The following is a 23,942-nucleotide window of genomic DNA, read 5'->3' as shown; positions in this document are numbered from 1 at the left end:
GTGGGGCTGATCAGGGCTCGGGTACGGCCCGCCCGCGTTCGGCAGCGGGGGAGTGTCCGCGGGTGGTGACCCCTGCGCGGGGGGCTCGGCGGGCTCCGGCTCCGCCGGCCGGTCCGGTTCCGGCTCCGGAGCGGGATCCGGCTTCGGCTCCGGGGGTTCCGGGGGAGGGGTTGTCGTCATGGACGCCAATTGTCTCCGTTACTCCCGGTTCATTCCGCGCAGACACACGGTGAACGGCGGCGGAAAGTTGTGTTCACCGCCGCGGGAAGTTGTCAGACCGGAAAAAGCTACTAACGAGTAGGACATAAGGTAGTGGGCATGCGCCGCGCGAAAATCGTTTGTACCCTGGGCCCGTCCGCCGGAACCCTCGAGCAGATCACCGCTTTGGTGGAAGCCGGCATGAATGTGGCCCGCCTCAATCTCTCCCATGGTTCCTATGAGGACCACGAGGAGCGCTATCGCAATGTCCGCCAGGTCGCCGCGAGCAGCGGCCAGGCCATCGGCGTGCTGGTCGACCTGCAGGGTCCGAAGATCCGCCTCGGCACCTTCGCCAACGGCAAGGAGTTCCTGGCCAACGGGGCCGAGTTCACCATCACCGTCAACGACGTCCCGGGCGACGCGACCATCTGCAGCACCACGTACAAGGGGCTGCCCGGCGACTGCAAGCCCGGCGACCGGATCCTGGTCGACGACGGCAAGCTCTGCCTGGAAGTGGTCAAGGTCGACGCCACCGACGTGGTGACCCGGGTGATCGAGGGCGGCCCGATCTCCAACAGCAAGGGCCTGAACCTGCCGGGCGTCGCCGTGTCGGTGCCCGCGCTGTCCGAGAAGGACGAGATGGACCTGCGCTGGGCGCTCGGCGCCCCGGCGGAGGGCTACGGCAGCCCCGGCGTCCTGGCCGACATGATCGCGCTGTCCTTCGTCCGCGACGCCGCCGACATCGACCGGGTGCACGAGATCATGGACGAGGTCGGCCGCCGGGTGCCGGTGATCGCCAAGGTCGAGAAGCCGCAGGCGGTGGCCAATCTGGACGCCATCGTCGACGCCTTCGACGCGATCATGGTGGCCCGCGGCGACCTGGGCGTGGAGCTGCCGCTGGAGCAGGTCCCGATGGTCCAGAAGCGCTGCATCACGCTGGCCCGCCGGAACGCCAAGCCGGTGATCGTGGCCACCCAGATGCTGGACTCGATGATCACCAACTCCCGGCCCACCCGGGCCGAGGCCTCGGACGTCGCCAACGCCGTGCTGGACGGCACCGACGCCCTGATGCTCTCCGGGGAGACCTCGGTCGGCGCCTACCCGGTGCAGACCGTCGAGACCATGGCCCGGATCATCGTCGCGGCCGAGGAGGAGACCCTGGCCGCCGGCCTGAAGCCGGCCCTGAGCAAGCCCCGGACCAAGGGCGGCGCGGTCGCCCGCGCGGCCGCCGAGCTGGGCGAGAACCTTTACGCCAAGTACCTGGTGGCCTTCACCGAAAGCGGCGACACCGCGCGCCGGCTGTCCCGGTACCGCCCGCCGACGCCGGTGCTGGCCTTCACCCCGCACGCCGAGATCCGCAACCAGCTCGCGCTGAGCTGGGGTGTGCGCACCTTCTGCAGCCCCGAGGTCGAGCACACGGACGAGATGGTCCGCCAGGTCGACACCGAGCTGCTGAACCTGGAGCTGTGCAAGCCCGGTGACACCGTCGTCATCATCGCCGGCTCCCCGCCCGGCATCCCCGGCTCGACCAACGCGGTGCGCGTGCACCGGGTCGGCGACGCCATCGGCGGCGCGGCGCGGGCCTACCGCGCGGGCCAGCCGCAGCAGCGGTAGCCGGGAGCGGACCGGACGCGGCGCGCGGCGCCGTCCCGGAGATCCGGACCCGCCGGATCCCGGGGCGGCGCCGGTCTGCTCGCGACGGCGGACACGGCGCAGAGCGCGGCACGAAACCCGCCCGCCGGGGCGGCGAGCGGGTCGCGGGGCTTTCGCCGAAGAGGATCAGAAGTGCTTGAGAAGTGCTCCGGGTGGGACTCGAACCCACACTGAATGGTGTTTGAGACCATCTTCTCTGCCGATTGGAATACCGGAGCAAAACACGGCAGCGGCCCTTACGGATTTCCGTGAGTAGACCGCTATCACCTGCGTCACAGCATACCGGACCGCCGACCCGCCCCCGCAACCACCTTCTCCGCAGGTAGGCTCGTACTCGTAGCCAACGTCCGGCACCGCCGCCCAGTGAGGACCCCATGACCACCGAGTCCACCCCCGCCCGCCGAGTGATCATCGCCGAGGACGAGGCGCTGATCCGCCTGGATCTGAAGGAGATGCTCCAGGAGGAGGGCTACGAGGTCGTCGCCGAGGCCTCCGACGGGGAGGCCGCGGTGCGGCTGGCCGCGGAGTTCAAGCCGGACCTGTGCATCTTCGACGTGAAGATGCCGGTGCTGGACGGCATCACCGCGGCGGAGCGGGTGATCGAGGCCCGGATCGCGCCGGTGCTGATCCTCACCGCGTTCTCGCAGCGCGAGCTGGTGGAGCGGGCCGCCGAGGCCGGCGTCATGAACTACCTGGTGAAGCCGTTCACCAAGGACAAGCTGGTGCCCGCGATCGAGATCGCGGTGTCCCGCCACACCCAGCTGACCGCGCTGGAGGGCGAGGTCGCGGACCTGGCCTCGCGGCTGGAGACCCGCAAGCTGGTGGACCGGGCCAAGGGGATCCTGCAGACCGCGCACGGCATGACCGAGCCGGAGGCGTTCCGGTGGATCCAGAAGACCTCGATGGACCGGCGGATGACGATGAAGGAGGTCGCCGAGGTCGTGATCAGCGGGACCGGCGCCGTCGCCGCGCCGGCCGACGGCCCGGCGGCGGCGAAGGCCGAGTAGCCGGTCCGGAGGCGGCCGAGGGCGCCTCCGGTAACGACTCGGCTCCCAAACGATCTCATTCCGAGGCCGGGGGCGTGACGGCCGTCACGCCCCCGGCATACGTCTTTTCCGGGCCGGTGCGCCCGGCCGCGTGGCATGCGAGGTCCCGGATTTCGTAATACACCCGCCCGCGCCATGCTGATTACCGATCCGGCGATGACCCGGAATACCCGGGGCTGAAGATCAACGGACCTCAAATCCGTGTGTTGTCGGATTCCGGGCCACTCGCGGGCTTTTGGCTCTGGTCGCGGCCCTTCCCCGGTTGGTAACGAGAACATCACGCGATCTCCGACCCCCTCCCCACGCCCGGCGATCGGCACTAGCCTTCCCATCACCCAAGTGGTGACCGCGTGAATTCAGATGTGCACCCGAGCCCATCGGCTCCAGAGCCCGTCTGTCGATCAGGGAGGAACTGGAAGTGCGGACCATTAACCGAGTGCGGGCCGGCGCTCTTGTCGCCGTCGGCGTGCTCGCGCTTTCGGCTTGTGCCGGCAGCTCTTCGAAGCCCAGCAGCGGCGGCGGCTCCTCGTCGACGACCAGCGCGGCGGGCGGCGGCAGCAGCTCCTCGAGCGCCGCGGGCGGCGGCAACAAGCCCACCCTGGAGATCGGCGTCCAGGGCCCGCTGTCCGGTGACAACCAGGCCCTGGGCCTGAACATCGAGTGGGGCGTCAAGCTCGCCGTGCAGGAGGCCAACGCCAAGGGCGACCTGCCCTTCACGCTGGCCATCAAGGAAGGCGACGACCAGGGCGCCCAGGACAAGGGCGCGGACGCCGCGAACCTGCTGATCCAGGACAAGAACGTGATCGGCGTGGTGGGCCCGGCCTTCTCCGGCCCGACCGCCGCCTCCGGCGCGCTCTACACCGCCGCGAACCTGGTCGAGGTCAGCCCGTCGGCCACCCGGCCGTCGCTGACCTCCTCCGGGTACAAGACCTTCTACCGCGTCGTGGCCAACGACAGCGTGCAGGGTCCGGCGGCCGCCGACTACATCGCCAAGACGCTCAAGGCGACCAAGGCGTTCGTGGTCGACGACAAGTCGCAGTACGGCACCGGCCTGTCCACCGCGATCGTGGCCCAGCTGAAGAAGGACGGCGTCGAAGTCGTCACCGACAGCGCGCCGGCCAAGACCCAGGACTACTCGCAGATCGCGTCGAAGGTCGCCTCCTCGGGCGCCCAGGCGATGTACTACGCGGGTTACTACAGCGACGCCGGCGTGTTCGCCAAGGCGCTGAAGACCGCCGGCTACACCGGCAAGATGATTTCCGGTGACGGTTCCAAGGACCCGAACTTCATCACCACCGCCGGCGCCGACGCCGCCAACGGCTGGCAGTTCACCTGCCCCTGCCTGGACGCCGGCAAGGACCCCAAGTTCGCGGACTTCGCCGCCAACTACAAGAAGCTGTCGAACGCCGACCCGGGTACGTACTCCATCGAGGGCTACGACGCGGCGAACACGATCATCAGCGTGCTGAAGAGCCTGGGCACCGCCACGCCGACCCGCCAGGCCGTGGCCGACGCGGTGGGCAAGGTGGACTACCAGGGTCTGTCCAAGGAGATCAAGTTCACCCCCACCGGTGACATCTCCGGCACCTCGATCTACGCCTACGAGATCAAGAACGGCGAGATCACGCTGCTCGGCGACACCTCGAAGCTGGGCGGCTGATCCGGACGCGGACCGGACCCGCGCGGCGCGGCGCCCACCGCCCGCTCCGCGCGGACCGGTCCGCATCAGGACTCGAACACCAAGGCGCCCGGGGCTCGCCGCCCGGGTGAGCCAAGACTCGGACCCGCGAGCCGTGGCCGGCACCGATCCTCGATCCGCGCCACGGCTTCCGTGCGACTCGGGCCACCCCCGAACCCCCGAAGCCTCCTGCACAGGAAGCCCTTTATGTACATCACCCAGCATTTCTGGGAGCTGCTGTTCCAAGGGATCAGACTCGGCTCCCTCTACGCCCTGATCGCCATCGGCTACACCATGGTCTACGGCGTGCTCCAGCTGATCAACTTCGCGCACAGCGAGGTGTTCATGTCCGGCGCCCTGGGCGGCGTGTTCATGCTCACCGCGCTGGTCGGCAACAAAGGCAAGATCCCCAGTGGATTCGCGGCCTTCGAGTACACGGCGCTGGCGCTGCTGGCCGGCGCCGCGGTCGGCGCGGCGATCGCCTTCTCGCTGGAGCGCGTGGCCTACCGGCCACTCCGCCAAAGACACGCTCCCAAGCTGGTGTACCTGATCACCGCGATCGGCGCCTCCATCTTCCTGTACAACCTGGCGGGCAAGCTGTTCGGCCGCAACAACCTGCAGGTCCCGGAGTCCTTCCACTCCGGCAAGGTGTTCGTGCTCCCCGGCTCCGGGGCCGTGGGCCCGCGCACGGTGAAGACCCTGGACGTGCTCATCATCGTCGCGGCGGTGGTCGTGATGATCTGCCTGGACCTGGTCATCAACCGCACCAAGCTGGGCGCCGGCATCCGGGCGGTGGCCCAGGACACCGAGACCGCGCAGCTGATGGGCGTGGACGTGAACAAGGTGATCTCGCGGACCTTCATCATCGGCGGTCTGCTCGGCGGCATCGGCGGCGTGCTGTACGGCATGTTCCACGCGGTCTACTACCAGATGGGCTTCGTCCCGGGCGTCAAGGCCTTCACCGCCGCGGTGCTCGGCGGCATCGGCAACGTGCGCGGGGCCATGCTCGGCGGTCTGCTGCTGGGCATCGTGGAGAGCTTCGGCCAGGCCCAGTTCCACCTGCAGTGGGTGGACGTGGTGGCCTTCGTGGTCCTGGTCGGCGTGCTGCTGATCCGGCCCACCGGCATCCTCGGCGAACGGACGGGGAGGACGGCGTGACCACCTCGATCTCCGAGCTGTCGGCGCAGGTCCGCCGGCTGCGCAAGCACGACGCCTGGTACAAGAACCCGGTCTGGGGCCGGCTGGTGGTCATCGAGGCCCTGGTCATGGTGCTCAGCATCCTGACCAACGAGACCCAGGGCAGCCCCAACGACTACACGCTGCTGTTCAAGGACAGCTGGTTCTGCGCGCGCGGCGTGCAGTTCCTGGTCGGCGGCGCGATCATCTGGGTGCTCGCCGAGGTCTGGCGGGCCCGCGGGCTGTCGAAGATCGCCGCCCAGGCCACCGCGCCGGTGAAGGGCCTGAGGAACAACGCGGTCCTGCGGAACCCGTGGACCAAGCGCGGGTCGCTGCTGGTGCTGGTCGTCGTCGCGGTGCTGCTGCCGACGATGGGCATGTTCACCCTGCCGTACTTCCAGTCGGTGCTGGCCGGCCAGATCGGCGTCTACGTGCTGGCCGCCCTCGGCCTGAACGTGGTGGTCGGCTGGGCCGGCCTGCTGGACCTGGGCTACATCGCGTTCTTCGCGATCGGCGCTTACACCACCGCGATCCTGTCCGGCAAGCTGCCGGTCGGCGACGACGGCAACCCCGAGCTGCACCCGCCGATCCACCTGAACCTGTTCTTCGCCTTCCCGATCGCGGTGGTCCTCACCATGGTCGCCGGCCTGATCCTCGGCGCCCCGACGCTGCGGCTGCGCGGCGACTACCTGGCGATCGTGACGCTGGGCTTCCACGAGATCGTGCTGAACGTCGCCAACAACGACCCGAAGGGCCTGACCAACGGCTCGCTGGGCGCCACCGGCATCTCGACGTTCCGGTTCAACCTGTTCGGCGTGCACTACGACTGGAACCCCACGGACTCCAAGCCGTACTGGTACCTGGCGATCGGCATCATCATCCTGGTGGTGTTCGCCTTCCGCCGGCTGGAGCACTCCAAGGTGGGGCGGTCCTGGACCGCGATCCGCGAGGACGAGGTGGCCGCCGCGGCCTCCGGCGTGCCGACGGTGAAGTACAAGCTGATGGCGTTCGCGATCGGCGCCTCCACCTCCGGGTTCGCCGGGGTGCTGGCCACCGCGAAGATCACCGCGATCACACCGCAGAACTTCCCGCTGACGCTGTCGATCTTCGTCCTGGCCTACGTCATCTTCGGCGGCATGGGCTCGCTGACCGGTGTGATCGTCGGCGCCTCGCTGATGACCTTCCTGCCGGCGTTCCTGCAGGGCCCGCCCTCGTGGTTCAACAGCGGCAAGCCGGTGGTGGACCCGAAGGACGTGCCGATGTGGATCGGCGCGGTCCTGCTGACGATGATGATCTTCCGGCCGCAGGGCCTGATCCCGTCCAAGCGGCGGGCCCAGGAGCTGACCCAGGCCGAGCACGGCGTCGGCGACGCGGACGCGATGACCGAGTCGGTGGAAGGGGTGGCTCCGTGACCGCGAGCACCGAGACCGTGCCCGCGGGCACCGCGACCGGCGGCGAGCCGGTGCTGCGGGCCCAGGGCGTCACCCTCCGCTTCGGCGGTCTGACCAGCCTGGACCAGGTGAGCCTGGAGCTGCGCCGCGGCGAGATCCTGGCGGTCATCGGCCCGAACGGCGCGGGCAAGACCTCGCTGTTCAACTGCCTGACCGGCGTGTACCTGCCGCAGCAGGGCTCGATCGACTTCCAGGCCGAGCCCGGCGGGTCCTGGCTGTCGCTGCGCGGCCGCAAGCCGCACCTGGTGAACCGCGCCGGGGTGTCCCGGACCTTCCAGAACATCCGGCTCTTCAACGCCCTGACGGTGCTGGAGAACGTCCAGATCGCCGCCGAGACCCGGGTCTCCTCGGGCCCGGTCGGCGTCATGCTGGGCCTGCCGCAGAACAACAAGGCCGCCCGCTCGGCCCGCCACCACTCCCGCGAGATGCTGGAGTTCGTGGGGCTGCGCGGCAAGGAGAGCCTCATCGCCTCCGGGCTGTCCTACGGCGACCAGCGCCGGCTGGAGATCGCCCGGGCGCTGGCCTCGGACCCGCAGGTGCTGCTGCTGGACGAGCCGGCGGCGGGCACCAACCCGTCGGAGAAGCTGGGCCTGGCGCAGCTGATCCAGCGGGTCAACACCGAGCTCGGCATCAGCATCCTGCTGATCGAGCACGACATGCGGCTGGTCATGTCGGTCGCGAACCGGATCACGGTGCTGAACTTCGGCAAGGTGATCGCCTCCGGCTCGCCGGCCGAGGTGCAGCAGAACCCGGCGGTGATCGAGGCCTACCTGGGCAGCGGCGCGGCCGAGGAGCTGGCGGCGGCCGAGGGCGACGCCGGTGACGCCGGTGACCCGGTGATCGCCGCGGTGCCGGAGCAGGTCGTCCGGGACGTGGTGCCGGAGCCGGCCGCGGCCGACGAGGCCGCCGACGCCGACCAGGCCGTCGACGCCGAAGCGGCCGACGTGGCCGACGCGTCCGACGCGGACGAGGAGGGGTCGAAGTGAGCGACCAGACGACGACCATCCCCGGCCCGCGCACGGAGCCGTCCGACACCGGCACCCCGCTGCTGCAGCTGCGCTCGGTCGAGGTGGCCTACGGCGGCATCACCGCGCTGAAGGGCGTGGACCTGGAGGTCCGCCAGGGCGAGATCGTGGCCCTGCTCGGAGCCAACGGCGCCGGCAAGACCACCACCCTGCGCACCATCTCCGGTCTGCTGACGCCGCGCTCCGGCGAGGTGCTGTACGCCGGTGAGGCCCTGGCCGGCGTCCCGGCGCACAAGATCGTGGAGCTGGGCATCGGCCACTCGCCGGAGGGCCGGCGCATCTTCTCCCGGATGACCGTCCTGGAGAACCTGGAGATGGGCGCCTACCGCTTCAAGTCGGTGCCCCGCAAGGACCTGGACCAGGTCTTCGAGCTGTTCCCGCGGCTGCACGAGCGCCGCACGCAGCTCGGCGGCAACCTCTCCGGCGGCGAGCAGCAGATGCTGGCCATCGGCCGGGCGATGATGGGACAGCCCTCGCTGCTCCTGCTGGACGAGCCCTCGATGGGCCTGGCGCCGCTGATCGTGGCCCAGATCTTCGAGATCATCGAGCGGATCAACGCCCTGGGCACCACCATCCTGCTGGTCGAGCAGAACGCCGCGCAGGCGCTGAAGCTGGCGCACCGCGGCTACGTGCTGGAGACCGGCGAGGTCGTGATGAGCGCCCCGGCCGGGGAGCTGCTGAACGACCCCCGGGTGCGCGAGGCGTACCTGGGCGAGGCGACCGAGGGCTGAGCCGGGCTCGGTGGTGGGCTCCCCGCTTCGGCGGGGAGGCCACCACTGTCTTCTCCGCCACGGGCTCAGGAGAACGGCCACTCCCGCACCGGCAGGGGGACCTTCACCGTCGGCCCGCCCTCGCCGTCCGTGAACGTGAACCCGTTGACCGTGACGTCGCGCGGCACGTCGTAGTAGATGTCGAACTCGTACCGGTCGTGCGACCCGACCGGTGCGATCTTGTCGGGCTGCCGTTTCACGTCCTGGGCCTCGTAGCTGTACCCGATCGAGGTGCCGGCGGTGGTGGTCAGCGCGGTCTTGGCCACATCGAAGGTGTGGGTGAAGGCGTCGGTTCCGGTCAGCGCCACCCGGATCCGGCAGTACTGCCCGGCGGCCTGCTCATCGGCGTGCGTACCGGTGATCGTGGCCAGCCCGCAGGTCAGCCGCAGCGGCACCAGCGCGAGCTTGCCGCTGGTGTACGGGCTCTGCGACGGCAGCACGATCTCCTTGTTCCGCAGGGTGACGTTCACCGGATCCGGCGCGAGGGAAGCGGAGGAGGAGACGGCCGTCGGCGCGGAGGTGGCCGGAGCGGCCTTCGCCGCCGTCGTGGCGGCCGTCGAGGGCCAGGCCGCGGCCGCGACCGCCGCGGCCACCGCCGCGCCCGCCAGCAGGCCGCTCAGCGCGACGGCGCTGTCGCGGCGTGAGAGTCGGAAAGTCACCGTTCCTGGATAGCCTCATGCACGGCTGTTGTATAGCCCTGTGACGCCTGGGCGGAGCTCACTGCCAGCAGGCCGCCTGGAGCATCTTCGTCAGCAGCTCCGGCCGCAGGTACACCATCAGGTGCTGGTCGCCGGAGCCGGTGGCCGGCGCGCCGGCCGGCCGGGCCGTCAGCTGGATCGCGCTGAACCCGTCGCCCCACTGCGGCGGCGACACACAGTCCGCGTAGGTCCAGTGCGCCCGGATCTGCGCTGACCGGGCGGTGGTGAGCGCGATCGGCAGGTCGGGGCTGGTGACCGTGACGCCCGGGATGTCCGCCGAGATCGCGCGCACCGTCCAGTCCGGCGCCCCGGCCGCGTCGACGGTGATCATCAGGTCGAAGCCGTGCCGGTCGTGGTGGTCGCCGACCTGCCGCACCATGTCGACGGAGGTCGCGAACACCCCTCCGGCCGGGCCGGTGCACAGCCCGGCGCGGGCCTGTATGAACGCGTCGAGGATCGGCTGGTCCAGCGGGTACTCGTAGTTGTGGCTGACGGTCATGTCCTCCGGAGTGCTGACGCTGTACCGGATCGTCACCGGCAGCACCGGTGTCGTCCACGGGACGCCGCAGGAGTAGGGCAGCTCCAGAGGCAGCGTCTCCGAGGTGCGGGGCAGCACGTACCCGGCGGGCCAGCTCGCCGAGGACCCGAGCCGGGTGCCGAGCGCGTCCCACAGCTCGGCGGTGACGACCGTGAGCTGGCTCGACGACTCGTTGGCCAGCGCCAGGCCCATGACGGCGTGGTCCCGGTAGTCCTGGGACAGCGTGGTCCCGCTGACCCGGACCTTGTACAGGTCGACGTTCACCGGCGGCTGGATCGTCACCGTGGTCTGCGGGACCGGTGGCTTCGCGGCCGGGCGCCCGCCCGGCGCCGGCCACAGGGCGATGGTCAGCCCGGCCACGGCGGCCAGCGCTCCGAGCACGCGCAGCGCCCGGGGCACGCGGAGCAACCGGGACGGTCCGGCGAAGCCGCCGCCGATGGTCTCCAGACCGCTGGCGGCGGTGTTCGGTGCGGCTTCGGGGAGGACGTCCTCCTCGACGAGTTCGACTTCGATGGGGGCCGGCCCGCCGGCCGCCGACGCGTCGGACGGGTGGCCGCGGCCGGAGTCCCCCCGCTCCGATCCCATGGGCGCATTGTCCGCCGCGCCGGACCCCGGCGCCAGAGGCGCGCCCCGGATTACCGGAGAATCATGCAGGTGATGCGACTGGTGCAGCAGCGCCGTCCCGACTCGTCGGTGACCACGATCTCGCTGACCACCAGGGTGCGGCCCGCGGACAGCACCCGGCAGGTGCCGGTGACCAGTCCCTCCTTGGCCGAGCGGTGGTGCGTGGCGTTGATGTCCACGCCGACCACCTGCTTGTCCGGACCGGCGTGGATCGCCGCCATCAGCGAGCCCAGGGTCTCGGCCAGGACCACGGAGGCGCCGCCGTGCAGCAGACCGTAGACCTGGGTGTTGCCGGACACCGGCATGGTGCCGACGACCTCGTCCCGGCTCGCCGAGGTGATGTCGATGCCCATCCGCTCGGTCAGGTGGCCGGCCCCGGCCTTGTTGAACAACGCGGCGAGGTCTGCGGCCTCGGACGACACCTGCTCGTTCTGGTCTATCGACATCGGGGGGCCTTTCGACGATCCGTGGAGTGGGGCGGAGCGGAAAACCACAGCACTTTAACTGCAACGTGTTACAGCCTATCCGTGGCGGAGTTGCCCCTGCTTGTCGGTGCCTCGCCCTAGGATTCATACCGTGGCTCCCTCCAAGAAGACTTCCGCGCCGACCGCCGACCGCCCCGTTCTGCTGCTGCTGGACGGCCATTCGCTGGCGTACCGGGCGTATTACGCCCTCAAGGAGGCGGACCTGCGCACCACCACCGGCCAGCCGACCGGCGCGGTGCAGGGCTTCACGTCGATGCTGATCAACACGCTGCGCGACGAGCGGCCGACGCACGTGGCCGTGGCCTTCGACGTCTCGCGGCAGACCTTCCGGACCGAGAAGTTCCCGGAGTACAAGGCGAACCGCTCCGCCTCCCCGGACGACTTCAAGAGCCAGGTCGGCCTGATCGACGAGCTGCTCGCCGCGCTCGGCATCACCGTGCTGCGCAAGGAGGGCTTCGAGGCCGACGACCTGATCGCCACCCTCACCACCGCGGCCGCCGCCGACGGGTACGAGGTGCGCATCCTCACCGGCGACCGGGACTCGCTGCAGCTGGTCACCGACGACGTGACCGTGCTCTACCCCAAGCGCGGCGTGTCCGACCTGTCGCGGTTCACCCCCGCCGCGGTGGAGGAGAAGTACGAGCTGACGCCGCAGCAGTACCCGGACTTCGCGGCGCTGCGCGGCGACCCGTCGGACAACCTGCCGAGCATGCCCGGCGTGGGGGAGAAGACCGCCGCGAAGTGGATCCGCGAGTTCGGGTCGCTGACCGATCTGGTGGAGCGGGCCGGCGAGGTCAAGGGCAAGGCCGGGGAGACGCTGCGCGCGCACCTGGAGCAGGTGCAGATGAACCGCGTGCTGACCGAGCTGGTGCGCGACGTGCCGCTGGAGACGACGCCGGCCGACCTGGCGTGGGCCTCCGAGGGCGACCCCGAGGCGGTCTACCAGCTGTTCGACACGCTCGAGTTCTCCAAGTCGATGCGCGACCGGGTGGCGCCGCTGCTGGCCTCCGAGGCCGGCGCCGAGGTCGCCGACGCGGTCGCGATCAAGGGCACCGTGCTCGGCGTCGGCGAGCTGGCCGGGTGGCTGGCGGCGAACGCCTCCGGCGCGGCGTCGACCGAGGGCCCCGGCGCCGGGACGACCGGCGCGACCGGGGTGGCCGTGAACGGGACCTGGGGCCGCGGCGGCGGGGACGTCAGCGGTCTGGCGTTCGCCTCCGCCGACGGCGATGCGGCGTACGTCGACCTGACCCAGCTGGACCCGGCCGACGAGGCGGCGCTCGCCGCCTGGCTCGCCGACCCGGCGCGGCCGAAGGTGCTGCACGACGCGAAGGGCCCGATGCTGGCCCTGGCCGCGCGCGGCTTCACGCTGGCCGGCGTGGTCGCCGACACGGCGCTGGAGGCGTACCTGGTGCAGTCCGGCCGCCGCTCGTTCGAGCTGGAGCCGCTGGCCGAGGAGGTGCTCGGGCGCCGGCTGGCCGCCGGGGACACCGAGCAGGGCACGCTGTTCGCCGACGAGGGAGCCGAGGCCGAGCGCCAGATGGGCGCCGCGCACGCGGTCCTGGACCTGGCCGAGGCGCTGCGGGAGAAGCTGGTCGAGAGCGGCGCCGAGCGGCTGCTCACCGACATCGAGCTGCCGCTGGTCGGCGTGCTGGCGGAGATGGAGCAGGCCGGCATCGCGATCGACACCCCGCTGTTCGACGCGCTGGAGAAGGACTTCACGTCGCAGGCGAACAAGCAGGTCGACCAGGCGCGCGCGGCCGCCGGCGTCGAGACCCTGAACCTCGGCTCGCCGAAGCAGCTCCAGGAGGTGCTCTTCGAGAACCTCGACATGCCGAAGACCAAGAAGATCAAGACCGGCTACACCACCGACGCCGACGCCCTGGCCTGGCTCCAGGTCCAGACCCAGCACCCGTTCCTGGACCACCTGCTGCGCTGGCGCGAGGTGAACCGCCTGAAGACGGTGGTGGAGGGACTGTCCAAGTCGGTGTCGGCCGACCACCGGATCCACACCACCTACAACCAGATGATCGCCGCCACCGGCCGCCTGTCCTCGGTGGACCCGAACCTGCAGAACATCCCGATCCGGACCGTGGAAGGGCAGCAGATCCGCAAGGCGTTCGTCGCCGGCCCGGGCTACGAGGCCCTGATGACGGCGGACTACAGCCAGATCGAGATGCGGATCATGGCGCACCTGTCCGAGGACGCGGGGCTGATCGAGGCCTTCACCTCCGGCGAGGACCTGCACAACACGGTCGCGTCCAAGGTGTTCGAGGTCGCCGCCGGCGACGTGAGCGCCGAGCACCGCCGCCGCATCAAGGCGATGTCCTACGGCCTGGCCTACGGCCTGTCCGCCTTCGGCCTGTCGCAGCAGCTGGGCATCGAGACGTCCGAGGCCTCGAAGATGATGGACGACTACTTCCAGCGCTTCGGCGGCGTCCGCGACTACCTGCACGAGATCGTCGTCCACGCCCGCGCCACGGGCTACACCGAGACCATGTTCGGCCGCCGCCGCTACCTCCCCGACCTGGCCAGCGACAACCGCCAGCGCCGTGAGATGGCCGAGCGCATGGCCCTCAACGCCCCGATCCAGGGCTCCGCGGCGGACATCATCAAGGTCGCGATGATCCGCGTCCGCGACGCGCTGAAGAAGGAGGACCTCCGGTCCCGCATGCTGCTCCAGGTCCACGACGAACTGGTCCTGGAAGTCGCCCCCGGCGAGGCCGCGACGGTCGAGCAGCTGGTCCGCCGCGAGATGGCCGGCGCCGCGGACCTGCGGGTGCCGCTGGACGTCTCGGTGGGGATGGCTGCGAACTGGGCGGACGCCGCGCACTGAGGGCGGCGCCCGGGCGGCGGTGGCTGGAGCGGGGATTTCCGTTTCTACCTCCCGCCCGCATTGCGCGGGTGGTTGCGCGCGGTCCGCTCGTTGCCGCGCCGGTAGTCGCCCGTCCAGCGCGCCATCACCAGCTGCGCGTCGCCGTTCTCGACCTCGTCGAGGAACTCCCGGGCCCGGTCGCCGCGCAGCACCGCGGCCTTGCGGCCGTGGTGGAGGATCGTCACCGATCCGTCGGCGTGCTCGTCGTACGTGAAGCCGTTGGCTGTGCCCATGCGGGCGATGGTTACAGCCGGGCCGCGTCCGGCGCACCTGTGATTCGGTAGGCGTCGTGCTCGGCGGCCGGCGTCGGCTCCTCCGTCGGTGCCGGCCGCGCCGTCAGGCACACCACCACCGCCGCTGTCGCGGTCGCCAGGGCCGAGGCCGCCGCGGCCGTCACGATCGCCGCCGGGGAGCCGTGCGCGAAGCCGACCACCACCCCGACCTCCAGCGCGATCCCGGCCAGCACCACCGCCGACACCGCGTGCGAACGGCGCGCGACGCCGTCCAGCAGCGCCAGGTTCACCAGTGCCAGCAGTGCGCCGACCGACGTGAACAGCCAGGCGTGCGCGCCGAGATCGAAGCCGCCCGGCTCGGCGTACTGCGCCCCGAACGCCGCGCGGATGAGGGTGTCGCCGCCGATTCCGGCGATCGTCACCCCGATCATGCCGATGCCGCCGGTCAGGGCCAGCGAGACGAGCAGAGCGCGGCGCCGTTCGCCCGGCCGGGCCAGCTTGGGGAACGCCAGCATCGCCACGAAACCCGGCGCGAAGAACGCCGCCCGGGCCAGCAGCGCGCCGGTGTTGTAGCGCCCGAGGTCGCCGCCGGCGAGGTAGCGGCTGGCGAGCAGCGTGTCGAGCACCGTCAGCAGCAGGATGCCGCCCAGGCCGCCGGTCGCGCGCAGGACCTCGGTGAGGTAGCCGTGGGTGTCCGCGACGGGAGTCGTCACGCTCGGGGCGCGCCGGTCGTCGTCCGCGCGCGCCGGTGTCGCCGACTCCCGGGCATCGGCCATCAGGTAGCCGCCGCTGAGGGCGATTTCGTCGGTGACTTCCGCTGTTCCTTCCAGCGCTGCGCCGCTCGACGTCGTGACGTCCCCCGCCTCGTCTCGCGCCTCGTCCCGCAACAGGATCCGCCCCGCGACCCCTGCCAGCGCCCACGCCACCGTCTGCGCAGCCATCACCATGGTCGGCGAGATCTGCGCCGACGCCGCCGCGGCCCCGATCGCCAACCGCGTCGAGTGCGCCGTCAGGTACAGCACCGTCATCGTCACGAACCGCGACGTTCCCTGCGCGATCCCCAGGTACGAGGCGAACACCGTGTTCGCCGCCAGCGACACCCCGGTCCACGCCACGCCGCCGACCGTCACCGACGGCAGCAGCGCCCCGACCGCGGGGGCCACCACCGCGAACACCACCGCCACCCCGGCGCCGACCAGCAGCCCGCGCCGTCGCAGGGCTCTGACCAACGCAGCGCGCACCGCCGGCGGCGCGTCGGCGGCGACCGCGAGCCGCCGGGCGTTGACCGCCTGCACGGCCATCCCGGGCACGGTGCCGATGAGGAACACCGACAGCAGCGTTCCCAGCTCCGCGTAGCCGCCTGGCCCGAGTCCGCGCGAGAGCACCAGATTGAAGCCGTAGGCCAGCACGTTGCCCACGCCGGTCCCGACCGCGACCAGCAGCCCGGCCGACGCGGTCTTGCGCATTCCAGCGGGACGGGCCCCCGTGCCCCCTGCCTCTCCCTCAGCCGCCACCCGCCCGGCTTCGGCCTGGCGCCATCCGTCCTTGGCCTTGCGGAGCATCGCGGTGGTTCCTCCGGTCATGGCGACTCGTGGCGAGTCGTGGCGACGGCGCCTGCGGGAGCGTCTTGACCGGCCACGCTATGCGCCGCGCCGTCCAAAAGACAGCCGTGCCCCACCCGTCCGAGTGAACGTCGACCCCGAGTCCACACTCCCCGGCGCGTCGCACGCCCGGAACCCCGCCACGCCGCCTTGCCGCCCGTACGCTGGAGGATCCCGCCACCGCCGCACGCGCGGTTCTTCCTCTCCCACGTGTCGTGCGGGGGTGGCGCGTCGTTGATCCTCAGTGCACTTAGCCGTCTTGAATTGGCGCGACCCGTGGCAGCAGACCGCCGGGGGAGCGGAGGCGTTCGCGTACGAGGTCGCCCGGGGGTTCGCCGCCCGCGGCGCCTCCGTGGACTTCCTGACGTGCCGGGAACCCGGCCAGCCCCGCCACGAGACGCGCGACGGCATCCGCTGGCTCCGGGGCGGCGGACGGTGGACGGTGTATCCGGCCGTCCTGGCCCGCCTGCTCAGGGCTCGATCATGCGGCCGCCACTACGACTTCGTGCTCGACTGCCAGAACGGCATCCCGTTCTTCGCACCCCTGGTCGTCTCCCGGCGTCGCACCGGCGTGGCGATGGTCGTCCACCACGTCCACGACGAGCAGTTCCGGGCCCATTTCAACCGCCTCGTCGCAGCGGTCGGACGCTTTCTGGAAGGACCGGCCGCACGCCGCGTCTATCGGCGCTGTCCAGCGGTCGCGGTATCCGAGTCCACGGTCGCCGCGATGCGGAGCCGGCTGCGCTGGACCGGCCCGATCGAGCTCATCCACAACGGCGTGACCTGCGAAGACATCGCTTCCCCGGGTTCAGCTCCGGTGCGGAGACACGACGCTTTCCCCCGCCTGGTCGCCGTGGGCCGCCTGGTCCGCCACAAGCGCCTCGAACGCGTCGTCCGCCTGGCCGACGAACTCGCCGAAACCTGGCCCGGCGTCGAAGTCCACATCGTCGGACGCGGGCCCGAGGAACGGCGCATTCGAGAAGCCGCCGCCCGCCTCCTCAACGCCGACCGTGTGTTCATTCACGGGCACCTTCCCGCCGAAGCCAAGAACGGGCTGTTGAAAACGGCGTGGCTGCACTTGTCCGCGTCTCAGGGGGAGGGGTGGGGACTCTCGGTTCTGGAGGCCGCGGCGCTCGGCGTGCCGACCGCCGCCTACGACGTCGACGGGCTGCGCGACGCGATCCGCCACGGCGTCACCGGCTGGCTCGTCGAGCCCGGTGCCACCCTCGCCGACACCGTGTCCGGAGCGCTGAAGGAGCTCTCCGCGGATCCGGCGCGCGCGGCCGAGGTGCGAGAAGCCTGCGTGGCCTGGGCTTCGTTGTTCGACTGGGAGCGGACGCGCAACGCGATGGCGCAGTTGGCGGTCAGGAACTCGCGCAGGCCCGGCACCCGCACGATCGGATGAGCCCACGCGGGGTGGTAGCGCGGAAAGACCGCCAGCTTCTCCGCCGAGCCGCCGCGCTCCGCCTCGCGGACCCAGCGCAGTACCCGGGCGACCGACAGGGCGAACAGCGAGGTGCCGTACCGGTTGGCCGGGGCGGCGCCGTGCCGCCGTTCGTAGATACGGGCCGCGCGGTCGCCGCCGAGGTAGTGCCAAGGGGAGGTCTCGTGGCCGCCGAGCGGGCCGAGCCAGTTGGTGTAGCAGAGGAAGACCAGGCCGCCGGGGCGGGTGACGCGCACCATCTCGTGGAGCATCCGCCGCGGGTCGGGGACGTGTTCGAGGACGTTCGAGGAGAAGCAGACGTCGACGGCGTGGTCGCGGACCGGGAGGGCCAGCGCGTCGCCGCACACCACGCCCACGCGGCGGGTGTCGACCGAGACGTAGCGCGCACCGGCGTCCTCGAACGCCCGCGCGAAGAAGCCCGGGCCGCCGCCGACGTCCAGGACCCGGCGCCCGGCGAGGACCGCGTACCGCGACACCAGGGCGACGGAATCGGCCGCGAGCGGTGTGTAGAACGCGGCGGGATCCACCTGCTCCCACCGGCACGCCCGCACCAACGACAGCGTCCGCCGCAATGTGAAGAACCGCCGCCGATCGCGCTCGATGCCCATCGCAGCACTGTGGCGAGCGCGGTGGGGCGAGATGTGACGACACGCCGCCGGTCCGTCGTCCGCCACCCCACGCTGGACCTCCTCGCCGGGCCTCCTCGCCGGGCCTACTCGCCGGTGTCGGCCTCACCGACGCCGGCGGTGAGGTCCACCCGCCACACGTTCGAGCGGAGGAAATGCCCTTTCGGATATTCGAACTCGCTCTCCCCGACGAGCTCGAATCCCGCCTTCCGGCACACGGCGTTCGAAGCGCCGTGCAGCACAGAGGGAAACGCGTACAAGTGGCGCCGCCGCCCGTCAGCCCGTGCGGCCCCGACGACAGCCCGCATCGCCGCCACCGCCAAGCCCCGCCCCTGGTAGCCGGGCAGGATCCCGTACCCGGTCTCGTAGGCGGGCTCCCCGTCCCACTCGTGCTCCCAGAAGCCCGTCGAGCCCACCACCACGCGCTCCGGCAGCATCACCACCCGGAACATCGTGCCGTTCTCCTCGGGGTCGAGATACCGGCGATGGCGATCGGCGACTTTCTCGTCGCTTTCGGGCCCGCCGAGGAAGGCGGTCATCTCCGGCGTGTTGGTCGCGCGGAGCAGCTCCAGCCCATCCTCGGCCCACGGCTCCAGCAACACCTGCGGTGACTCGGTCGTCATGCCGCCAACCTATGGACAGCCTCCGACAACCGCGCCGCCATGGCGCGCCACGCCCACGTTCGGCGCAACTTCGCCGGCATCCTCACTTCACCGTGACGAAGATCGCCGTCCCCGGGATCACCCGCCCTCGCAGCGGCGACCACCCGCCCCAGACCTCGGTCAGTCCCGCCGGCCACTCCGGCTCCACCACGTCCACCAGCGTCAGCCCCGCCGCCGCGATCTCCCGCACCCGGTCCCCGAACGTCCGGTGGTGCTCCGCGTAGGTCGCGATCCCGCGCTCGTCGAACTCCACGTACGGCCGCCGGTCGAAATACGAGTCCCGGGCCGTCAGGCCGCCCTCGCCCGGGTCGTCCGGGAAGACCCAGCGCACCGGGTGCGACACCGAGAACACCCAGCGCCCTCCCGGTTTCAGTACCCGTGCCGCCTCCCGCATCACCGCGGCGCTGTCCGCCACGAACGGCACGGCGCCGAACGCCGAGCACACGATGTCGAACGCCTCGTCGGCGAACGGAAGCCGGGTGGCGTCCGCCTGGACCAGCGGGACCGGCGCCTCGGCTCCCGCGTCGATCCGCAGCGCGTGCTCGAGCTGCCCGAACGACAGGTCCGACGCCACCGCGCGCGCTCCCTGGGCCGTCAGCCAGCGGGAGCACTGGGCCGCGCCGGCGCCGACCTCCAGGACCCGCTTGCCCGCCAGGTCCGTTCCGAGCAGGTGGGCGCTCGCCTCGTCCAGGCCCTCCGGGCACCAGATGAAGCGGGCGTCGCCCAGGAAGGCGCCGTGCTCCGCCTGGTATTCGTCGGCGTTGGCGTCCCACCAGCCCCGGTTCGCCCGGATCGTGGCGGAATCTGACAGGTGACGGCGGGCCACGCGGACCGTATCGTTATCTTCGATTCCGGGGTCCCTGGGGAGCTCAGGTGACTCTTCCGTCACACCGGTCACAGTGCGGGCATCCTTTCCACGGCGAGTCGCGAGACGATCACGCAGGTTGAGACTTTATCGGTCGGATCCGGGGGACGGTCGCGGGGTCCGGCCGGGGCGGACGGGGGCGGGCCGACGCCGCCGGTCGGGCGGGGTATCGGATTGACCACGCACGCGTACGACCCGTATTCTGGGCGATGCGCTGCGGGCAGGTTCTGAATCTTCTTCGCTGGACACCCGATCCTCGTCGACCGTTCGGCTCTTGACGTGTGACGGACTTTCCCACCAGCGCCGTCCCCGCCGCCCGGTTGGGGCCGTCGCCCACTAAATGTCCGTATCCGGAGCCCCCTTCCCCATGACGAGCAGCACCGAGACCGCCCGAACGCCTCAGGTCGCCATCAACGACATCGGTTCGGCGGAGGACTTCCTCGCCGCGATCGACCAGACCATCAAGTACTTCAACGACGGCGACATCGTCGAGGGTGTCATCGTGAAGGTCGACCGGGACGAGGTCCTGCTCGACATCGGTTACAAGACCGAGGGTGTGATCCCGTCCCGGGAGCTCTCGATCAAGCACGACGTCGACCCGAACGAGGTCGTCGCCGTCGGTGACCACATCGAGGCCCTGGTCCTCCAGAAGGAGGACAAGGAAGGCCGCCTGATCCTGTCCAAGAAGCGCGCCCAGTACGAGCGCGCCTGGGGCACGATCGAGGAGATCAAGGAGAAGGACGGCATCGTCACCGGTACCGTCATCGAGGTCGTCAAGGGCGGCCTCATCCTCGACATCGGCCTGCGCGGCTTCCTGCCCGCCTCCCTGGTCGAGATGCGCCGCGTGCGCGACCTGCAGCCGTACGTCGGCAAGGAGCTCGAGGCCAAGATCATCGAGCTGGACAAGAACCGCAACAACGTGGTCCTGTCCCGCCGCGCCTGGCTCGAGCAGACCCAGTCCGAGGTCCGCCAGAACTTCCTCACCACCCTGCAGAAGGGCCAGGTCCGCTCCGGCGTCGTCTCCTCGATCGTCAACTTCGGCGCGTTCGTGGACCTCGGCGGCGTGGACGGCCTGGTGCACGTCTCCGAGCTGTCCTGGAAGCACATCGACCACCCGTCCGAGGTGGTCGAGGTCGGCCAGGAGGTCACGGTCGAGGTCCTGGACGTCGACATGGACCGCGAGCGCGTCTCGCTGTCCCTGAAGGCGACCATGGAGGACCCGTGGCAGACCTTCGCCCGCACCCACGCCATCGGCCAGGTCGTGCCGGGCAAGGTCACCAAGCTGGTGCCGTTCGGCGCGTTCGTCCGGGTGGACGAGGGCATCGAGGGCCTGGTCCACATCTCCGAGCTGGCCGAGCGCCACGTGGAGGTCCCGGAGCAGGTCGTGCAGGTCGGCGACGAGATCTTCGTCAAGGTCATCGACATCGACCTGGACCGCCGCCGCATCTCGCTGTCGCTGAAGCAGGCGAACGAGGGTCTCACCGGCGACATCGAGACCGACCAGTTCGACCCGGCGCTGTACGGCATGGCCGCGACCTACGACGACCAGGGCAACTACATCTACCCCGAGGGCTTCGACTCGGAGACCGGCGAGTGGCTCGAGGGCTACGACGCCCAGCGTGAGGTGTGGGAGCAGCAGTACGCCGAGGCGCACGCCCGCTACGAGGCGCACCAGAAGCAGATCGCCGAGGCCCGCAAGGCCGACGCCGAGGCCGGTGTCCAGGAGAACGCCGAGGGCGCGCCCTCGTCCTACTCCTCGGGTGCGGCCGAGGAGAGCACCGGCGGCGCCCTGGCCTCCGACGAGGCCCTGGCGGCCCTGCGCGAGAAGCTGTCGGGCGGCCAGAGCTGAGGCCTCCCGGCCTGAGCACTCCGTCTGAGCGGCTCCAGCAGTAGCTGAAGGAAGCCCCGTCCGCACATCGCGGACGGGGCTTTCGCTATTGTTCCGACGTGTATCTGACCGGATCGAGGACCGCGCGCCGCCTGCAGGAGGCCCGGAGCACGCGGGAGAAGGTCCCGTTCAACGTCCTGATGCTGGGCACGGTCAGCCTGCTCACCGACGTCTCCTCCGAGATGCTGGTCGCGGTGGTCGGCTACTACCTGCTGAACGTGCTGCACGAGTCCCCGACCGCGATCGGCTTCCTCGACGGCCTCTACAACGGCATCCCGGCCCTGCTCGCGGTTCCGGCGGCCTACCTCGCCGACCGCTGGCAGCGCCGCAAGCTGCTGGCCGGCCTCGGCTACGGCGCCTCGGCGGTCACCAAACTCGGCTTCCCGGCCGTCGGCCCCTCCTTCGGCGGCCTCAGCGCACTGCTCAGCGCCGACCGGTTCGGCAAGGGCATGCGGTCCGCGCCGCGCGACGCCCTGATCTCGCTGTCGACGCCGCCGGCGATCATGGGCCGGTCGTTCGGCGTGCACCGCATGCTGGACAACGTCGGTGCCGCGCTCGGGCCGCTGTTCGCCTCGTTCGTCCTGCTGTGGACCACGAAGTTCGGCACCGAGCGCAAGGCGTTCGACGCGCTGTTCGTGATCGCGTTCTGCATCGCGGGCGTCGGACTGGTCGTGTTCTGCCTCTACGTCACCGACCACCGCGAGCAGGTGCGCGAGCGTGCGACCGCGTCGCTGGGAGCGGTGTTCGGTGTGCTGAGGCAGCCGTGGTTCCTGCTCACCGGCGGTGCGGTGGCGCTGCTGGGCTTCGCCTGGGTGAGCGACACGTTCGTGTACCTGACCCTGGCGCACCGCATGCACCTGACGGCGTCGGAGTACGCGTTGCTGGCCACCGGGACCATGGGGACGTTCGTCCTGTCGGCGGTGCCGGTCGGACGCCTCGCGGACCGGGTCGGGCGCTGGAAGGTGTTCGTGCTCGGGCACCTGCTGCTCGCCGTGGCCTATCTCGTGCTGTCCGTGGACGTCCCTGACACGGTCATGCTGATCGCGGCGCTCGTTCTTCCGGGCCTGGCCTACGCGGCCTCTGACGGCGTTCTCATGGCCTATTGCAGCCCCCGTATCCCGGCCGCTCTGCGGACGTCAGGTATCGCGGTGGTGCAGTCGATCGGGGCCGTGGCCGGGTTCGTGTCCTCGGTGGTGTTCGGAGCGGCGTGGGCGCACAGCGATCCTCCGACCGTCATGCGGTGGTTCGCCCTCGCGGTGACGGTGGCCGTGGTCGCGGCGACCCTCATGGTTTCGCCGTGGAAGGATCAGTTCCGTGACTGACGCTCCCTCGAAGGACAGCCGGGCGAAGATCCTGCTGTCCTCGATCGCGGTGCTGGCCGTGGTGGCCGTGGCCGCCGGGGTGACGGCGTTCACGGGGCGGTCCAAGACGCGCGCCGGTGTCGCCGGAGGCTTCACCGTGGCCGGCGGGCAGCTGACGTATCGCACGACCGTGCAGGGCCCGGACTTCGGGAAGGTCGTGGAGCAGCCGCTCGGTGCCGCGCAGGGTGCCGTGCCGACTGTGTCCAGTGTCAGGTGCGAGCGCTCTTATACGGCATCGGGCGTACTGCTCTGTCTTCAGTCCGAAGGCGACCTCATCAGTCAGCCCTACGCGGAGATCTACGACAGTTCTCTTAAGCAGATCAAGAAGCTGGAGATCACCGGGACTCCGAACCGCGCACGGCTGTCCGCGGATGGACGGATGGCTTCGTGGACGACGTTCGTGACCGGCGACTCCTACACACAGCCCGGTGCTTCCACCCGTACTTCGATCCTGGACCTGAAGACGGGGGAGTACGTCGAGTCTCTGGAGACGTTCGCATCTGTCGTCGACGGGAAGCCGTACAAGGCGGTCGACGTCAACTATTGGGGCGTCACCTTCACCTCGGACGACAACACCTTCTACGCGACCATGGGCAGCAGCAGTAAGACATGGCTTATGCGGGGCGATCTCAAGGCTCACACGCTCACCGCACTGCGCGACAATCTGGAGTGTCCGTCTCTGTCGCCGGACGGAACGCGCCTGGTGTTCAAGAAGCGGGTCTCGGACGACATCCGGCGGCCGTGGCGCTTCATGGTGCTGGATCTCGCCAGCATGAAGGAGACGCCGCTCGCCGAGGCGCGTAGCGTGGACGATCAGGCGGCGTGGCTGGACGCGCACACGGTCATGTACGCGGTGCCGCACGACAACGACCCCGGCAGCGACCTCTACGCGGTGCCGGCCGACGGCGGCGGGGCGCCACGCCTGCTGGCCGCCGACGGGATGTCCCCGTCGGTGACGTCGGGTTGATCCGACTCCTACCCACCCGCAAGATCGATCCGATAGGTTGCCAGGCATGCGGACGCTTTCGACCTCGACCCGAACCCGCCG

At 70.6% G+C, this 23,942-nt stretch carries 19 protein-coding genes, 1 tRNA gene and 1 pseudogene; 12 read left to right on the top strand and 9 right to left on the bottom strand.

Annotation, left to right across the window (positions count from 1 at the left end):
* Positions 1–318 precede the first annotated feature (318 nt).
* The gene (pyk, locus tag ABD466_RS15585) at positions 319–1,812 is read left to right on the top strand and encodes a pyruvate kinase (RefSeq protein ID WP_344657753.1); all 1,494 of its coding nucleotides are present in this window, start codon (positions 319–321) and stop codon (positions 1,810–1,812) included.
* Positions 1,813–1,995: 183 nt separating this feature from the next.
* Here pyk and ABD466_RS15580 read toward each other — a convergent pair.
* Positions 1,996–2,069: transfer RNA gene (locus ABD466_RS15580), tRNA-Leu, on the bottom strand.
* A 156-nt stretch (positions 2,070–2,225) separates the two neighbouring features.
* Here ABD466_RS15580 and ABD466_RS15575 point away from each other — a divergent pair.
* The 6 genes from ABD466_RS15575 to ABD466_RS15550 all read left to right on the top strand — a co-directional run bounded on the left by ABD466_RS15575 (position 2,226) and on the right by ABD466_RS15550 (position 8,958).
* On the top strand, positions 2,226–2,858 hold the full coding sequence (locus ABD466_RS15575; RefSeq protein WP_344657752.1) for an ANTAR domain-containing response regulator: 633 nt from the start codon (positions 2,226–2,228) through the stop codon (positions 2,856–2,858).
* Between the two features lie 457 nt (positions 2,859–3,315).
* Complete coding sequence (locus tag ABD466_RS15570) at positions 3,316–4,557, top strand: branched-chain amino acid ABC transporter substrate-binding protein (protein ID WP_344657751.1); 1,242 nt, start codon at positions 3,316–3,318, stop codon at positions 4,555–4,557.
* 225 nt (positions 4,558–4,782) lie between these two features.
* Positions 4,783–5,733: a branched-chain amino acid ABC transporter permease gene (locus ABD466_RS15565; protein ID WP_344657750.1), complete on the top strand. Its 951-nt coding sequence runs from the start codon at positions 4,783–4,785 to the stop codon at positions 5,731–5,733.
* Positions 5,730–7,163, top strand: a complete 1,434-nt coding sequence (locus ABD466_RS15560; RefSeq protein ID WP_344657749.1) for a branched-chain amino acid ABC transporter permease — start codon at positions 5,730–5,732, stop codon at positions 7,161–7,163. Before ABD466_RS15565 ends, ABD466_RS15560 begins: the two co-directional genes overlap by 4 nt.
* Positions 7,160–8,188: an ABC transporter ATP-binding protein gene (locus ABD466_RS15555; RefSeq protein WP_344657748.1), complete on the top strand. Its 1,029-nt coding sequence runs from the start codon at positions 7,160–7,162 to the stop codon at positions 8,186–8,188. The genes ABD466_RS15560 and ABD466_RS15555 overlap by 4 nt, the downstream gene beginning before the upstream one ends.
* Positions 8,189–8,247: 59 nt before the next feature.
* The gene (locus tag ABD466_RS15550) at positions 8,248–8,958 is read left to right on the top strand and encodes an ABC transporter ATP-binding protein (RefSeq protein WP_425558656.1); all 711 of its coding nucleotides are present in this window, start codon (positions 8,248–8,250) and stop codon (positions 8,956–8,958) included.
* A gap of 65 nt (positions 8,959–9,023) precedes the next feature.
* On the opposite strand, the gene ABD466_RS15545 is transcribed toward ABD466_RS15550, so the two are convergent.
* Genes ABD466_RS15545 through ABD466_RS15535 form a run of 3 tightly spaced genes read right to left on the bottom strand, consistent with a single transcriptional unit; the run spans position 9,024 to position 11,303 of the window.
* Positions 9,024–9,656, bottom strand: a complete 633-nt coding sequence (locus tag ABD466_RS15545) for a hypothetical protein (RefSeq protein WP_344657747.1) — start codon at positions 9,654–9,656, stop codon at positions 9,024–9,026.
* Between the two features lie 58 nt (positions 9,657–9,714).
* On the bottom strand, positions 9,715–10,818 hold the full coding sequence (locus tag ABD466_RS15540; RefSeq protein ID WP_344657746.1) for a hypothetical protein: 1,104 nt from the start codon (positions 10,816–10,818) through the stop codon (positions 9,715–9,717).
* Between the two features lie 50 nt (positions 10,819–10,868).
* Positions 10,869–11,303: a PaaI family thioesterase gene (locus ABD466_RS15535; RefSeq protein ID WP_344657745.1), complete on the bottom strand. Its 435-nt coding sequence runs from the start codon at positions 11,301–11,303 to the stop codon at positions 10,869–10,871.
* A 130-nt stretch (positions 11,304–11,433) separates the two neighbouring features.
* On the opposite strand from ABD466_RS15535, the gene polA reads away from it, so the two are divergent.
* Entirely contained in the window at positions 11,434–14,175 is a 2,742-nt protein-coding gene (gene polA / locus ABD466_RS15530; RefSeq protein WP_344657744.1) for a DNA polymerase I, read from the top strand.
* A 44-nt stretch (positions 14,176–14,219) separates the two neighbouring features.
* Here the strand turns inward: polA and ABD466_RS15525 are convergent, their stop codons facing one another.
* Both ABD466_RS15525 and ABD466_RS15520 read right to left on the bottom strand, forming a co-directional pair.
* Positions 14,220–14,447: a hypothetical protein gene (locus tag ABD466_RS15525; RefSeq protein ID WP_344657743.1), complete on the bottom strand. Its 228-nt coding sequence runs from the start codon at positions 14,445–14,447 to the stop codon at positions 14,220–14,222.
* An 11-nt stretch (positions 14,448–14,458) separates the two neighbouring features.
* Positions 14,459–16,030, bottom strand: coding sequence for a hypothetical protein (locus ABD466_RS15520; protein ID WP_344657742.1), 1,572 nt, complete (start codon positions 16,028–16,030; stop codon positions 14,459–14,461).
* Between the two features lie 262 nt (positions 16,031–16,292).
* Here ABD466_RS15520 and ABD466_RS15515 point away from each other — a divergent pair.
* Positions 16,293–17,285, top strand: a pseudogene (locus tag ABD466_RS15515) (glycosyltransferase family 4 protein); the annotation flags it as partial.
* Here the strand turns inward: ABD466_RS15515 and ABD466_RS15510 are convergent.
* From ABD466_RS15510 to ABD466_RS15500, 3 genes are all read right to left on the bottom strand, one after another.
* Positions 17,201–18,100, bottom strand: a complete 900-nt coding sequence (locus ABD466_RS15510) for a class I SAM-dependent methyltransferase (RefSeq protein ID WP_344657741.1) — start codon at positions 18,098–18,100, stop codon at positions 17,201–17,203. The pseudogene ABD466_RS15515 and the gene ABD466_RS15510 sit on opposite strands and share 85 nt — an antisense overlap.
* 104 nt (positions 18,101–18,204) lie before the next feature.
* Entirely contained in the window at positions 18,205–18,741 is a 537-nt protein-coding gene (locus ABD466_RS15505) for a GNAT family N-acetyltransferase (protein WP_344657740.1), read from the bottom strand.
* Positions 18,742–18,823: 82 nt separating this feature from the next.
* The gene (locus tag ABD466_RS15500) at positions 18,824–19,606 is read right to left on the bottom strand and encodes a class I SAM-dependent methyltransferase (protein WP_344657739.1); all 783 of its coding nucleotides are present in this window, start codon (positions 19,604–19,606) and stop codon (positions 18,824–18,826) included.
* Positions 19,607–20,012: 406 nt separating this feature from the next.
* Here ABD466_RS15500 and rpsA point away from each other — a divergent pair, with 406 nt between their 5' ends.
* From rpsA to ABD466_RS15485, 3 genes are all read left to right on the top strand, one after another.
* On the top strand, positions 20,013–21,494 hold the full coding sequence (gene rpsA, locus ABD466_RS15495) for a 30S ribosomal protein S1 (RefSeq protein ID WP_344657738.1): 1,482 nt from the start codon (positions 20,013–20,015) through the stop codon (positions 21,492–21,494).
* A gap of 98 nt (positions 21,495–21,592) precedes the next feature.
* Positions 21,593–22,855, top strand: coding sequence for an MFS transporter (locus ABD466_RS15490; RefSeq protein ID WP_344657737.1), 1,263 nt, complete (start codon positions 21,593–21,595; stop codon positions 22,853–22,855).
* On the top strand, positions 22,848–23,861 hold the full coding sequence (locus ABD466_RS15485; protein ID WP_344657736.1) for a TolB family protein: 1,014 nt from the start codon (positions 22,848–22,850) through the stop codon (positions 23,859–23,861). The genes ABD466_RS15490 and ABD466_RS15485 overlap by 8 nt, the downstream gene beginning before the upstream one ends.
* The last annotated feature ends 81 nt before the right edge of the window (positions 23,862–23,942 follow it).

It is taken from the genome of Catenulispora subtropica, assembly GCF_039531675.1.
GTDB classification, from domain to species: Bacteria; Actinomycetota; Actinomycetes; order Streptomycetales; family Catenulisporaceae; genus Catenulispora; species Catenulispora subtropica.
Note: the sequence above shows the minus strand (reverse complement) of the source record. Positions and strands in the feature narration are given on the sequence as shown.

Coding starts and splice junctions, on each gene's coding strand:
- pyk (WP_344657753.1), top strand. CDS start 319: ATGCGCCGCGCGAAAATCGTTTGTACCCTGGGCCCGTCCGCCGGAACC.
- ABD466_RS15575 (WP_344657752.1), top strand. CDS start 2,226: ATGACCACCGAGTCCACCCCCGCCCGCCGAGTGATCATCGCCGAGGAC.
- ABD466_RS15565 (WP_344657750.1), top strand. CDS start 4,783: ATGTACATCACCCAGCATTTCTGGGAGCTGCTGTTCCAAGGGATCAGA.
- ABD466_RS15540 (WP_344657746.1), bottom strand. CDS start 10,818: ATGGGATCGGAGCGGGGGGACTCCGGCCGCGGCCACCCGTCCGACGCG.
- ABD466_RS15535 (WP_344657745.1), bottom strand. CDS start 11,303: ATGTCGATAGACCAGAACGAGCAGGTGTCGTCCGAGGCCGCAGACCTC.
- ABD466_RS15525 (WP_344657743.1), bottom strand. CDS start 14,447: ATGGGCACAGCCAACGGCTTCACGTACGACGAGCACGCCGACGGATCG.
- ABD466_RS15520 (WP_344657742.1), bottom strand. CDS start 16,030: ATGACCGGAGGAACCACCGCGATGCTCCGCAAGGCCAAGGACGGATGG.
- ABD466_RS15510 (WP_344657741.1), bottom strand. CDS start 18,100: ATGGGCATCGAGCGCGATCGGCGGCGGTTCTTCACATTGCGGCGGACG.
- ABD466_RS15505 (WP_344657740.1), bottom strand. CDS start 18,741: ATGACGACCGAGTCACCGCAGGTGTTGCTGGAGCCGTGGGCCGAGGAT.
- rpsA (WP_344657738.1), top strand. CDS start 20,013: ATGACGAGCAGCACCGAGACCGCCCGAACGCCTCAGGTCGCCATCAAC.